The 12,519-nt window shown below is 65.1% G+C and carries 10 protein-coding genes and 1 tRNA gene; 8 read left to right on the forward strand and 3 right to left on the reverse strand.

From position 1 onward, the window contains the following. The first annotated feature begins 52 nt into the window (after positions 1-52). The 8 genes from G6N26_RS05755 (at position 53) to G6N26_RS05795 (ending at position 10,738) form a co-directional block, all read left to right on the forward strand. Entirely contained in the window at positions 53-1,336 is a 1,284-nt protein-coding gene (locus G6N26_RS05755) for an alanine racemase (RefSeq protein ID WP_014711845.1), read from the forward strand. Between the two features lie 11 nt (positions 1,337-1,347). After that, positions 1,348-2,742, forward strand: coding sequence for an MATE family efflux transporter (locus G6N26_RS05760; RefSeq protein ID WP_232067536.1), 1,395 nt, complete (start codon positions 1,348-1,350; stop codon positions 2,740-2,742). 48 nt (positions 2,743-2,790) lie between these two features. Next, positions 2,791-4,041, forward strand: a complete 1,251-nt coding sequence (locus G6N26_RS05765) for an MFS transporter (RefSeq protein ID WP_014711847.1) — start codon at positions 2,791-2,793, stop codon at positions 4,039-4,041. 815 nt (positions 4,042-4,856) lie between these two features. Beyond that, entirely contained in the window at positions 4,857-6,218 is a 1,362-nt protein-coding gene (locus G6N26_RS05770; protein ID WP_014711848.1) for a Mu transposase domain-containing protein, read from the forward strand. Next, entirely contained in the window at positions 6,215-7,066 is an 852-nt protein-coding gene (gene istB / locus G6N26_RS05775) for an IS21-like element helper ATPase IstB (protein ID WP_014711849.1), read from the forward strand. Before G6N26_RS05770 ends, istB begins: the two co-directional genes overlap by 4 nt. Before the next feature lie 1,616 nt (positions 7,067-8,682). Then, entirely contained in the window at positions 8,683-9,117 is a 435-nt protein-coding gene (locus G6N26_RS05785; RefSeq protein ID WP_014711852.1) for a hypothetical protein, read from the forward strand. 206 nt (positions 9,118-9,323) lie between these two features. Further along, on the forward strand, positions 9,324-9,533 hold the full coding sequence (locus G6N26_RS05790) for a helix-turn-helix transcriptional regulator (RefSeq protein ID WP_008257535.1): 210 nt from the start codon (positions 9,324-9,326) through the stop codon (positions 9,531-9,533). Beyond that, positions 9,533-10,738 carry a tyrosine-type recombinase/integrase gene (locus tag G6N26_RS05795; protein ID WP_033710438.1) on the forward strand — a complete coding sequence of 402 codons (1,206 nt, stop codon included), beginning with the start codon at positions 9,533-9,535 and terminating at the stop codon, positions 10,736-10,738. The genes G6N26_RS05790 and G6N26_RS05795 overlap by 1 nt, the downstream gene beginning before the upstream one ends. A 37-nt stretch (positions 10,739-10,775) precedes the next feature. Here the strand turns inward: G6N26_RS05795 and G6N26_RS05800 are convergent. From G6N26_RS05800 to G6N26_RS05810, 3 genes are all read right to left on the reverse strand, one after another. Beyond that, positions 10,776-10,852, reverse strand: a tRNA-Pro gene (locus G6N26_RS05800). Between the two features lie 60 nt (positions 10,853-10,912). Further along, on the reverse strand, positions 10,913-11,620 hold the full coding sequence (locus tag G6N26_RS05805) for an IclR family transcriptional regulator (RefSeq protein ID WP_415621343.1): 708 nt from the start codon (positions 11,618-11,620) through the stop codon (positions 10,913-10,915). Positions 11,621-11,679: 59 nt separating this feature from the next. Then, complete coding sequence (locus tag G6N26_RS05810) at positions 11,680-12,510, reverse strand: cyclase family protein (protein ID WP_083020001.1); 831 nt, start codon at positions 12,508-12,510, stop codon at positions 11,680-11,682. Positions 12,511-12,519 lie beyond the last annotated feature (9 nt).

The following is a 12,519-nucleotide window of genomic DNA, read 5'->3' on the forward strand; positions in this document are numbered from 1 at the left end:
AGAGCCGGAATGGTTCCGGGAAGTCATATCTGATCGTTCGTTGATAGCCGATATGGCTCATGCGCTCGGAGGCCCGTTTCACGTGCTGTTCGCGCCGCAGTTCGCCCGAAACCTGAAGGCGTTTAGCGATGTGCTCGACTCGGCGGGCGTGGAAGGGCAAGTATTTTTCGCCAAGAAAGCCAACAAGGCGGGGTGCTGGTTGCGCGTCTGCGCGCAGGTCGGCGCAGGTGTCGATGCAGCCAGCGCCCCGGAATTGGTTCATGCGCTTAGTTGCGGTGTGCGCGGTTCAGACATCGTGGTCACCGGGCCCGCCAAAAGCGAACATCTGCTCTGGCTAGCCGCCCGCCACGGTTGCTTGATCGCAGTGGACGCCCTCGACGAGCTCGACAGGGTTATCGCGCTGGCCCATCGCGGCGAGAGCGTCCGGATCATGTTGCGGGTGCTTCCAGAGGTGAACCCGCACAGCAGATTTGGTCTAAACCCCACCGAATTGGATGCCGCGCTACAACAATGCGCCCAGCAGCGGTCGCGTGTGTCAATGGAAGGATTCTCGTTTCACCTCAACGGATACGAGGTCGCGCCACGTGCGCAGCTGGCGGCCCAGCTGGTTGATCGTGTCGTTGAGGCACGTGCGCAAGGGCTGGCGGCAACGTCCATTTCTATCGGCGGCGGATTCGCAGTGAGCTACCTCGACGCCGAGACGTGGGATCGGTTCTTGCGCGACAGCACCGAAAGCGACTTTCACGCCGGCAAAACGTTCACCCACTTCTACCCCTATCATCAGGAGCCGACCGGGGCCGACATGTTGGCCGCAATCCTCTCCAGCGAGGACGCCGGCGGCCAAGGCACCGTCGGCGACCGATTCGCCACGACGGGAACCAAGCTCCTGCTCGAGCCCGGCCGCGCGTTGCTCAACGGGGCAGGATTCACCGTTTTTCCCGTGCAGGGATTCAAGCGGCGCGGCGACTACGGGATCATCACCGTTCTCGGGCTGAGCATGAGCTTGTCGGAGCAGTGGAAATCCAGCGAGTTCCTCCCGGATCCGACGCTGTGGCCGCAAGAAAGCTCGGACGAGCTGCAGTCGACAGGCCCGGTCCGATGCTGCGTCGGCGGGGCTAGCTGCCTGGACTATGACATGCTGACCTGGCGAAAAGTGGAGCTACCGCGGCAGCCGCGTTATGGTGACCTGCTGATCTACCCCAACACCGCTGGCTACCAGATGGACAAGAACGAATCCGAGTTCCATGGACTCCCCTTGCCGCCGAAACTCGAGGTGACTTGCGACGACGAGGGCCGGTTTCGCTGGCGCCCCGACCAGAATGGCGATCGCTGGTGAGCCGGGCGCCCGTGGGTGAAAACCGCCGGGTGCGGCTTGCTCCCCTGATGCGCACCGGCCGGCAGCTCACCGCTTTGGCCGCACCCATCGCGGGTGTGCAATTCGCCCAAGTTGCGTTGACCACCACCGATTTGGCCATGATGGGCCTCATCGGAGTGCAAGCCATCGCCGCCGGTGGGCTTGCCGCGATCCTGTACAACCTGATGCGCACCATGTGCGTCGGTGTAGTCACCGCGGTGGGAAATCTGGTCGCCACTGCAGCCGCTCAAGGGGAGGCACGTTCCGGAAGCGACCGCCCAGACACCAAGGCGCACACGGAGATCCGCCAGATCAACCGATCCGCCTTCTTGGTGGCCACCATGACGGCTGTCCTTCTCGGCGCCGCACTGATCGCCTTGGGCTATGTATTGCCCGTCTTCGGGGTGGACAAAGACGTGCTGGCCCTCGCGCGACCCATGATGATTGCCTTAGCTCCAGGGCTTGTCCCGATGGTGTGGCTGAATGTGTTGCGGCAGTTCTCCGTTGGTATGCGCCGCCCCGGTCCCCTGTTGGCGGTCAGCATCGCCTCCATCGCACTGAACGCGGCGCTGGACTTGGTGTTCATCTACGGACTGCTGGGCCTCCCCCGGCTGGGCTTGGCAGGCATCGGACTGGCAACGACGCTGGTGCAGGTACTCACCGTTGCGGCCTTCTATTTCATCCTGCGCCGTGACAATCACCTCGCCCCGCTGCTGTCGATCGACGGCTGGAATGCCGACGCTGAAATGGCCCGCCACATCCTGCGGTTGGGAGTCCCTATTTCATTGACGTACGGCTCGGAGGCGGGGATCACGTCGCTGGCCGCCGTGGTGATGGGAACCTTCGGCCCCATCGTGTTGGCTGCGCACAATGTGGTGACTCAGCTGACCCGCATCGCCTTCCAAATCAGCATCGGCTTATCACACGGATCATCCATCCTCATCAGCCGTGCGACCGGCAAAGGTGATAAAGGGCAGGCCGAGCAGATAGCGGTCGTCGCGCTTCTCCTGGGGGTAATTAGCACGGTGACACTCGGACTGCTCTACGTGGTAGCCCCCTACTGGGTTTTACGGCCATTTTTAGACCCCGCCGATTCGGCCACTATTGTGATCGCCAAATTCTTCCTCTTCTTCGCGATAATCCAGCAAATCGTGGACTTCACCCAAAACATCGCCGTGGGACTCCTGCGGGGCATCGGCAACACCAAAGCCGGCTTGCGAGCAACCACGATCGGGTACTGGTTGGTTGGCCTGCCCGCTATGTTGCTCCTGACATTCCCGGCGCAATTGCATGGGGCCGGAGTGTGGATCGGGCTCAGCACCGGCTTCGCCGCGACGGCGGCGCTGCTGCTGCGACGGTTCCGCAAGGATCTGCCTCAAGCAGTCTGACCGGCGTCTGCGTTTTGATAGCGGGAGTTGACGTATAGGGTGCGGTCAGTGGGTTTTGTGGCGCGGTTTCGCGGGTTCGACACGGCCAGCCGGATTCTGCTGATCAATCAGTTCGGCATCAACGTCGGTTTCTACATGCTGATGCCCTATCTGGCCGGCTACCTGGCCGGCCCGCTCGCGCTGGCGGCGTGGGCTGTCGGGCTGGTCCTGGGTACCAGGGATTTCTCTGAGCTCGGCATGTTCATCGTGGGAGGCACCCTTGCCGATCGGCTGGGCTACAAGTGGCTGATCGTGGCCGGATGTCTACTGCGCACCGGTGGGTTCGCACTACTGGTGACGGGCCAGTCCTTGCCCGTCGTGTCGATCGCCGCCGCAGCCACCGGTTTCGCCGGTGCATTGTTCAACCCAGCGATCCGCGCGTATCTGGCCGCCGACGTCGGCGTCCGCCGTGTCGAGGCGTTCGCGATGTTCAACATTTTCAATCACGCCGGCATCTTGCTTGGCCCAATTGTTGGACTTGCCCTGATGGCCATGGACTTTCGGGTCGCCGCGGCCGGCGCGGCAGTCGTCTTCGCCGTGCTCACAGTCGTGCAACTACTGGCGTTGCCTCGCTGCCGCGCCGACCCAGCGCCGGAGAAGACCTCGATACTGCAAGATTGGCGGGTCGTCGTCGCTAACCGCTCTTTCCTGTTGTTCGCCGCGGCGATGACCGGTTCCTATGTGCTCTCGTTTCAGATCAATCTCGCACTGCCGTTGCAGGCGTCGATGCTGGCGCCAGGATCTCATTCATTACTAGTCGCAGCACTTTTCGCCGTTTCAGGGCTCACCGCGGTTGGTGGACAATTACGCATCACCCGCTGGTTCGCCGAGAGGTGGGGAACCAGACGCAGTTTGGCCGTGGGCCTGACCATAATGGCAGCGTCGTTCCTGCCGTTGATCGTCGTCCCAGACCGCGAACGCTTCGGTGCTCTTCCGGCGATCGCGGCGCTTCTGATGTCTGCGGGCCTGCTGGCCATCGGCTCGGCCGCCGTCTTCCCGTTCGAGATGGACATTGTGGTCTCGCTGGGCGGCCGACTGGTCGCCACCCATTACGGCTTGTACAACACCATCATCGGGGCCGGAATCCTCGTCGGTAATTTGGCCACGGGCGCGGTCATGGGTTCCGCACGACAAATGGGCCTGGGCGAACTGGCATGGGCAGGAATGGTTCTCGTCGGAATCGTCGCCGCTGTGGCCTTACACCGCCTGGACCGGACCCACCGCCTGCAGCCCGCCCACTCTGACGTTTTGCCCACCTGAGCGGCCGGCTGTTGGTGGGCCGCAGCACGGTTCGGCGCCTACATACAGTCAGGGCGATGCGTAAGCGATCATGTCCCCCACGCGATCCTTACCTCCAGCGAGGCCACACCAGCTCAAGTCGGTGCGTTGGCACCCCGACGAAAGCGGCGGTGATGGCTACCCGACCTCCCGGGGCACCCACAGCGGAAGCTTTCCGGCTTAGACGATATGCATTGGCGGGCCGGCGAAGGCGAACGACGGGCACTGATCATGGCTCACCACCTCGCAGTGCCAATCCGGCACGAGATCGGAACTGACTGGGGCCTATCGGGAACACCAGGGGCGGCCCGTGGCGGGTCACACGGCCCGCGCGCAGACCTAATGACGGCGCGCCTTTATACCTGGCGCGTGAAGCCGTGGATTGACCGGAGGTACCCTACGGGGGTGGTGTAGATCACACCGAGAGACGTCTATCCGATGCCACTGTATCCGCTGGCTACAGATGATGGCCTGCGTATAGCTCGACGGCCTGCGGGTCGCATCGAGTCGCAGATGCGATGACAAATCACCGGTAGATGAGGGGTAACCCAGGTGATCATCAGGATACTGGTTAGCGCTGCAATCGCTGTCGCCTCCGTCGGACAAGCCCCACCGACCAGTGCTGACCCGAATCCGTTCGGCACACTCAGCTGTAGCTGTTGACCGCGCTCACTGAAATTCCCCACTGATGCTCATCGAAATTCCCCACCCGTGTGGCTCCGCCGAGAAGGGCGGGCCTCCTTCGAAGCTTCTGGTGTCTGACGCCAGTTGCTCCATCGAAGGAGGCCCGCTTTCTCATGCTCACATGGGAGGACGATGTGGAAGTACATGCCCTACGCAAACGTGGTTGGACGATCTCGGCGATCGCCCGCCACACCGGCTTTGACCGTAAGACGGTCCGCAAGTACCTGGCCGGCGACGGCAAGCCCGGGGTGCGGGCCCGGCCCGACCCGGATCCGTTCGAGCCGTTCGTCGACTACGTCACCGCGCGGCTGACCGAGGACCCGCACCTGTGGGCCCGCACCCTCTACGACGAACTCGAGAACCTTGGGTTCGCCCTGTCGTATCAGAGCCTGACCCGCAACATCCGAACCCGCGATCTGCGGCCGGTGTGTGAGGCGTGCCGGACCGCCACGCAGCGCCCAAACGCGGTTATCCCACATGCACCGGGTGATGAAACCCAATGGGATTGGCTGGAATTGCCCGACCCACCGCAATCGTGGGGCTGGGGCAAGACTGCGCACCTGCTGGTCGGCTCGCTGTCGCACTCGGGCAAGTGGCGCGGTTATTTGGCGCCGAGCGAGGACCAGCCGCATCTGGTCGCCGGCCTGGACCGCGTGACCCGCGGCCTGGGAGGTTGTACCCGGGTGTGGCGCTTCGACCGGATGGCCACGGTCTGCGACCCCGGTAGCGGCCGGGTGACCGCCTCCTTCACCGGGGTGGCCAAGCACTATGGCGTGTCGGTGGCGATCTGCCCGCCCCGGCGCGGCAACCGCAAGGGCGTGGTGGAAAAGGTCAATCACACCGCTGCGCAACGCTGGTGGCGCACCCTGGCCGACGAGGTGACCGTCGAGGCGGCGCAAGCGAGCCTGGATCGCTTCGCCCGGGTCCGCGGCGATACCCGGCTGCGGGCCACCGCTGATGGCCGCTCCTCGGTCGCCGTGGTGGCCGAAACGGAGCCACTACAACCGGTGGCGGCGCAGGCGTATCCGGTGATCGTGGCCGAGGCACGCACCGCCTCGCGCCAAGCGATGGTGTCCTACCGCGGTAACCGCTACTCGGTGCCCCCGGAGTTGGCCGCCGCCAACGTGGTGGTGTCTCATCCCGTCGGCGGGCAGTTCTGCGACATCGCCACCATGAGCGGGATCGTGATCGCCCGACACCGACTGGCCGCCGACGGGCTCGGAGTGATGGTGCGTGACAGCGGCCATGTCATCGCCCTGGACGCCGTGGCAATGGCCACCGCGACCACCGGGCGCCCGCACCGCCGCAAGGAAGGCATCCCACCCGGACCGGCTGCCAAAGCCGCTGCCGCGCAACTGCTTGCACTCAAGCAGCCATCCACCACCGCAATTGAAACGTCGACTCCGTCAACCGATTCCACCGTCATCGATCTTTCCGCCTACGAGCGGGCCGCCCAGAACAGGACCATCCAATGACCCCCACCCCGCGCACCGGAAAGCCCACCACCACGACCGAGGAATCGCCGTCGGCGGCGGCGAGCCGCTATCAGCAGTTGCGTTCGCATCTGGCCGAGCTCAAACTGGCCGCGGCCGCCGAAGCCCTACCGGCGGTGCTCGACCAGGCCACCGCTGAGGGGCTGTCGCTGACCGTTGCCTTGGAGCGGCTGCTGGCCGTCGAGGTCGAGGCTTCCACCGCCCGCCGACTGGCCGGGCGGCTGCGGTTCGCCTGCATACCCACCCCGGCCACCCTGGCCGATTTCGATGTCGATGCCGCCGCCGGGATCGACCGCAAGCTGATCGACGAGCTGGGCACCTGCCGCTACCTGGAATCGGCGACCAACATCCTGCTCATCGGCCCGCCCGGGACCGGCAAGACGCACCTATCCGTCGGGTTGGCAAGGGCCGCAGCCCATGCCGGATACCGGACGTACTTCACCACCGCCGCCGATCTGGCCGCCCGCTGCCACCGCGCCGCGATCGAGGGACGCTGGGCCACCACCATGCGCTTCTTCGCCGGCCCGACCCTTCTGGTGATCGATGAACTCGGCTACCTTCCGTTGCCCGCCGAAGCCGCTTCGGCATTGTTTCAGGTTGTCTCCCAACGCTATTTGAAGACCAGCATCGTGATCACCACCAACCGCGGGGTGGGTGCATGGGGTGACATCCTCGGCGACACCACCGTGGCCGCCGCCATGCTCGACCGCCTACTGCACCGCTCCGTGGTCATCAACCTCGACGGCGAGTCCTACCGCCTCCGCGACCACCACGCCGCCGCGGAAACCCTGCGCCGAACCACCACCGGCACCCGCCAACAACTACACTGACCGCTGCTCACAGGTGAGGATTTTCGGCGAGCACAGCCGGGGATTTTCGATGAGCGCCGTCACTGTCGAGACACTGCTCCTCCGGGCAGCCCAGCCCTAGGGGAAGAGACAGACCGCGGAGTGCAAGACGGTATGTCTGCCTGGTTGCCAGGACATCGCGCCGAGCCAGTGAAATGAGCCCAGGACATCGCGTCAAGCCAATGAAATAAGCGCCTGGTGTCCCCTGCTACCCAGTCCGCCCTGGAGCAGATCTGGGACTACACCCGCAACCGGTGGAGTGCCAACCAAGCCGAAACGTACGTGCGCGAGATTCAGTGAGCCATTGATCCGGCAGCGTTTTCAGAACCGGAAACGACATTCACCGACGACTTCAACATCCGGGGGCGCGCCCCGGCAATTCCGGTCTCCGCCGTGAGTCACCGCATCGCCCACGGTCGGCAAGGCACTCGGGACCCCGCTGCGCCGGCCGACGACTTCCCCAGTTAGTCAGCATGCCGGGCGATATTCAAGCCGCTCCGCATTCTGCGCCGCTCCGCGAGCCAATCACGACCGCTGGCCAGCCAGCCGTCGCCATCTCGCGCCAACATGCCGCCACCATTGTTCGGGACCACCGCCAGGGTGGCGCGTCAACTCGGAACAGCCGCCACTGCGCGCCGCTCGCCTGCCACTCGGCCATCGTGACACCCGACCTCGCGTTTCACCGGCCAAGAAACCGGGCGGGCGCGAGTTGAGACTTCCACGTGTCGCGGACCGCGTGTTGGCACACGCGGTACCCGCGTTCGACCCTCAGGCCACTCGGTAGTCTGCCGCTGATGGAGCAAGCGTTAGCGCGAGCCTTAGTTGCGATGGACCCTGTGCCGCTGTCAGTCGTGCACGGAATCGTCAGCGACGACTGGCTCACTGCGGACCAGACTCATTTCGACGTGCGCTTCCCGCAATTGACGTTCTCGGTGTAGACCTCGTCGACTACCGAAACGAAGGGCGAGAAGGCCATTCGTCTCCGCGTGCCCTGTGTCGTGTCCGTGCCAGAGCCGCTCCGCCCCTCGAGCGTGGCGGGATAACCCGACGCGCGGTTTTCGAGGTCGCACGACGGAGGACCATCGGTTCGCAGAAGCGCCGCGCGCAGGGAGACCGCCACCGCGCCATGGCTCAGTCATCCGCGCCCCGATCATTTCGGTTCACGTCCAACCGCGCTGCCTGGCGCGTCAACCGGCTAACCCTCTTTGCACTGCAAATGACCCGTGCGGCCGGGTGCACTTACCTGAAAGTTAGCGCTGCTAATTTTCACCATGCGCCGAACATCACACCTTTTGCACTTAGGTCTCGTATTGATAACATTTCGTCCAGATGTTTTCCGGAGCAGCGTGGTAGGGGGCGTTGACGCAGTGGTCTTGGAGGCAAGAACGGTTTCGGAACGGGTGTGCCCGCGCTGCGGTACGTCTTTCGAAGTACCCGATAAGGGGCCGGGTCGACGCCCTGTGTGGTGCTCCGCGCGTTGCCGGCGGCGAGCATCCGCGGAGCGCATCGCAGCCCTTGATTCCGGCGCGGCGGTGCGTGTCGTCGAGGTGCCTCGCGCGCATCGTCCCGACCCTGATGCGCGCCTACCGCTGCCCTCCATGGAGACCTTGGCGCGCCTGTTTCTTAGCTCGGACTACCAATGCAAAATTCTCCTGCAATCCCTTGTGCACCGGTACGCGTCGGGCGACATCGGCGACGAGTTGCGGTCCGCGATGGAGCAGTTCGCGGCCTCGGTAGATCTCCACCGGGTCCTGTCGGAGGATCCGTCGTACCGGCAGGCCCGCGACGAGATCGAGACGCTCCGCAGGCGTCTCCGCCATGACGTCGACGCTGCCGATCAGCGCGACCAGGAACTGGCCCGCCTGCGCCGTGAGTCTGAGGAGTTGCGGCGATTGCGAATCCGCGTGGCGGAATTGGAGTCTGTCGTGGCGAGCGCCGCTTACCCACTGCACCAAGCTGGCCAGCACGACGTCATGCTCAGCCGCCAGCAGCGCCGCGCAGCAGAACGCGCGGCCCGCAAAGGTCGCTACTAAGCCGGCGGCCACACACACCGAGCCGGAGTGGAGCAGCGGCGCACGACTGCCGACCGAACCGGTGAGCGCGGGAAGATGCGCCAATTCTCGTCCCGGCCGACCGTCGCGTAACGCCACCGCCAGCTCTAGCCTTTAGAAACGAGGTACCGCACGACACTGGCGCCCGAAAGCTCGCGCCGGCCGATGCGGGAAGGGAACGCAGCACGATGGCCTTGCTAGACGGGCACTGGTACAGCTCAGCCGAACTTGCCGAGCTGCTCCACGTCGACGCATCCACCATTCGACGCTGGCGTACGTCGCATCCGCCCAAAGGCCCGGCCTTCGTACGCGTTTCGGACCGGGTGTACATGTATAACTCCAACGATGTCGAGGCATGGTTGTCCAGTCGGCACGTTGACCCCGGCGAGGTCGCGTGATGGCCGAAGAACTGACACTTCCACTTGGTGTTTCGTTATCAGTTGACATCGAGGAGCGCCCCAGCCGAGCTGCTCCCTTCCGCGCTCGGGTCCGGTGGATCGACCCGATCACCAAGAGCCGCGCTTCGAAATCAGCTTCGTTTGCAACGCGTGAAGCCGCGGTCGACTGGGCCGCCCGGATGGAACGCGCCGCGGCGCACGGGGTCGACCCGAAGACGGCCACGACGTCGCTGGCGGAATACGGCACCACGAACATGGAATTGGCGCTGCGTGGGCTTGAGTCCAAGACCACCGATCCCTACCTGGCCGGCTGGCGCAAACGCGTTGTCCCGACGCTTGGGCACCTGCCCATTGCGATGGTCACCAACGGTGCAGTGGATCGAGCTGTGCACGCGTGGATCGCGGACGAATGCAGTCGATCAACTGTCAAGAACAGCCTCGCCGTGCTCGTCCGCATCATGGAACAAGCGCTGCGAGACGGCATCATCGACCGCAATCCGGCTCGAGTCTCCGGTTGGCAGCGCCAATACAAGCTCGCCGAGGACGAACTCGACGATCCACGGGCACTTGCGCTCCCGAACTGGACTGCCCTCACCACCCTCGCCGATGCACTCGTCGCCCGGTCGGCGGGCCGTTATCGGGGTTGGGGTGACGCAGTCATCTTCGAGGCGTGCACCGCCGCCCGCATCGGCGAAGTGGCCGGATGCCTGGTGCGCGACATCAACACCCACGAGTGGATATGGACGGTGCGCCGTCAGACCACCCCATCGCCGGGTGGCTTGGTGGACAAGAACACTAAGGGCAAACGTGCGCGCGAAGTCCCGTTGATCCCGGCTGTCCGCGAACTCGTCCAGCGACGGATGGACGTCGTCGCAAGCAACCCCGATGCGCGACTCTTCATCGGCCCCAGGGGCGGAAGGATCACCACAGCCACGCTGCGCGACGCCACCTCTTGGGATGCCGTGGTCACCCAGCTCGGCTACGAAAAGCTCACGCGCCATGGTTTACGGCATACGGGACTGACGTGGATGGCCGATGCCGGTGTCCCGCTACACATCCTCCGCAAGATCGCCGGTCACGGAGCGCTGACAACGACCCAGCGCTATCTGCACCCCGATCGGCAATCCGTCATCAATGCGGGCGACCTGCTTGAGCGGCACTTGTGGTCCCCAAGTGGTCCCCAACTCCGCGTCATCTCATCCTGACCTAATCGCGTCACCGCAGATCAGGACACATTTCCTCTGGTCGGGCTGACAGGATTTGAACCTGCGACCACTTGACCCCCAGTCAAGTGCGCTACCAAACTGCGCCACAGCCCGCGCGCCAGTGGTTCCACCGGCAGCAGGTCGAAAGCCTACCGTAAACGCCCCGCCACCCCGCTAATCGACCTTCCCCAACGCGGCGTCCACCCTGTGCGCCCAGGCCAGCAGCGCCCGGGCAAGTTCGGCTTCGCGGCCGTAGAACCGCTGCGCGGGGACCGGCACGCTGACCGCCACCATCTCCTCGGTCAGCCCACTGAGCACGGCCCCCACCGCGCAGATGCCCTCGGTCTGCTCCTCGCGGTCATAGGCGACCCCGTCGCTCTGGACCTGTTCGAATTCGTCGCGCAACGCGACCGCGGTGGTGATCGTGTTGGCGGTGAACGCCGTCAGGCGGCTGGGCAGCGCCCGGTCCCGCTCCGCGGGCGGCAGTGTGGCCAGCATGGCTTTCCCGTTGGCGCAGCAGTGCAACGGGAAAGACTCGCCCACGGCACTGATCGCGCGCAGCCGATGCGGCGAGACCACCTGGTCGACGAACGTTGCGCGGTCCCCGTCCAGGATGGACAGGTCCACGGTCTCCCCCAGCTCGCGCGACAACTCCTCCAGATACGGGTGCACATCCATCACCAGGCTGACGCGCACGCTGCCAGCCATCCGCGCGATCTCCGGGCCCAGCCGATACCGTCCGCGCACGCCGCGCGAGGCGACCAGACCCTCGTCGTCCAGCGCGTTGAGGATGCGGCTGACGGTGGAGCGCGCCATGCCCAGCCCGTCGCCGATCTCGGCCTGGCTGAGCCCCCCGGGGTGGGCCTGCAGCAGCCGCAGCATTTCCGCCGCGCGGGCGATGACCTGGATTCCGCCGGCGCGGGCGTCGGGTTCGGTGGTTGTCACGCCGCCCGTCCCGTCTCGATGCGGTAGTCACCGGTCGGGTCGACGATCGCGACCAGCCGCACGATGCACCCGTCGCCGCCGACCCAGCGCCATGGGAAGGCGGCGAACGTGACGCGCTTGCCGGTGACCTTGTCCAGGTCGCCGCCCACGTTCTCGAAGCCGTAGATGCCCTTCGACAGGATCGCCCGGTGGCATGGTTCCCATTCGGGGAAGTCGTCGAGGACGTGGCGGCCGGTCTCCTGCTCGTATTCCTTGACGGCCCAAGGCAATAGACCGCCGGTGTGCTCGGCCGGGCCGTGCGGCCCGATCGAGGTGGCCAGCGGGTGATCCAGCGCCTGGGTGTCGGTGCCGACGGCTTTGACGCCCTTGGCCGCGAACCACTCGCCGGCTTCCTTGTAGAAGCCCGGGGAGTAGGCGTAGTACGCGGCGCTGTCGGCGTACTTGTGGTGCCATCCGGTGTTGACGATGACGATGTCGCCGGGCCGGATCCGCGGCGTGGCGTTCTCCAGGTCGTCGGCGGTGACGACGCCCCACTTGCCCTTGGGGATCGACACGACGACGCCGGTGCCGAAGAAGGCGCTCAGCGGGATCTCGTGCAGGAAGGGGGTGCCTTCGATCACGTGCGCGGGCGCGTCGATGTGGGTGCCGGAATGCATGACGGTGGTGATCTTTTGGGTCAGCACCCGGCTTCTGGCCATGTTGTGCAGCCGCTCGATCTTGACGTCCTCGAAATACGGCCACGCCGGCACGCCATGCCCCCACGGGTGCGACAAATCGTAGAACTCCAACCTCGATTCGGCCTCGCCCAGTGGCCAATTCGCGCTCATGCTTATCGG

Origin of the sequence: Mycobacterium marseillense, from assembly GCF_010731675.1 — a bacterium.
Taxonomy (GTDB): domain Bacteria; phylum Actinomycetota; class Actinomycetes; order Mycobacteriales; family Mycobacteriaceae; genus Mycobacterium; species Mycobacterium marseillense.

Bases quoted from the DNA above. Each gene is read 5' to 3' on its own strand.
- G6N26_RS05810 (WP_083020001.1), bottom strand. From the start codon at position 12,510: ATGAGCGCGAATTGGCCACTGGGCGAGGCCGAATCGAGGTTGGAGTTC.
- G6N26_RS05805 (WP_415621343.1), bottom strand. From the start codon at position 11,620: ATGCTGCGGCTGCTGCAGGCCCACCCCGGGGGGCTCAGCCAGGCCGAG.
- G6N26_RS05785 (WP_014711852.1), top strand. From the start codon at position 8,683: ATGGAGACCTTGGCGCGCCTGTTTCTTAGCTCGGACTACCAATGCAAA.
- istB (WP_014711849.1), top strand. From the start codon at position 6,215: ATGACCCCCACCCCGCGCACCGGAAAGCCCACCACCACGACCGAGGAA.
- G6N26_RS05770 (WP_014711848.1), top strand. From the start codon at position 4,857: ATGCTCACATGGGAGGACGATGTGGAAGTACATGCCCTACGCAAACGT.
- G6N26_RS05795 (WP_033710438.1), top strand. From the start codon at position 9,533: ATGGCCGAAGAACTGACACTTCCACTTGGTGTTTCGTTATCAGTTGAC.
- G6N26_RS05790 (WP_008257535.1), top strand. From the start codon at position 9,324: ATGGCCTTGCTAGACGGGCACTGGTACAGCTCAGCCGAACTTGCCGAG.
- G6N26_RS05755 (WP_014711845.1), top strand. From the start codon at position 53: ATGGCTCATGCGCTCGGAGGCCCGTTTCACGTGCTGTTCGCGCCGCAG.